Here is a 382-nt window from a genome sequence, read left to right as displayed (position 1 = left end):
CGTGCTCCTCGAAGAGGGACGCCTCCCACAGGGCGGACTCGGCCAGCGCCTCGGGGGTCGCCTTGCCGTACTTCTGGAGCAGGCGCCGGTCCAGCGAGCCGGCGTTGACGCCGATGCGGATCGGGGTGCCGTGGTCCTTGGCCGCCTTGGCGATCTCCTTGACCTTGTCGTCGAACTGCTTGATGTTGCCCGGGTTCACCCGGACCGCCGCGCAGCCGGCCTCGATCGCGGCGAAGACGTACTTGGGCTGGAAGTGGATGTCGGCGATCACCGGGATCTGCGACTTCTTCGCGATCACCGGGAGGGCGTCGGCGTCGTCCTGGGTGGGGCAGGCGACCCGGACGATCTGGCACCCGGAGGCGGTGAGCTCGGCGATCTGCTG

General features: G+C 69.4%; 1 protein-coding gene. It reads right to left on the bottom strand.

Features of this window, described 5'->3' with window-relative positions:
- On the bottom strand, positions 1-382 hold a 382-nt coding region (locus IH50_RS0137030; protein ID WP_030873117.1), incomplete at both ends, for a flavodoxin-dependent (E)-4-hydroxy-3-methylbut-2-enyl-diphosphate synthase.

Origin of the sequence: Streptomyces sp. NRRL S-37 (assembly GCF_000721605.1) — a bacterium.
In the GTDB taxonomy this organism is placed as follows: Bacteria; Actinomycetota; Actinomycetes; order Streptomycetales; family Streptomycetaceae; genus Streptomyces.
The sequence above is the reverse complement of the archived record's forward strand: the minus strand, read 5'-3'. Positions and strand labels throughout refer to the sequence as shown.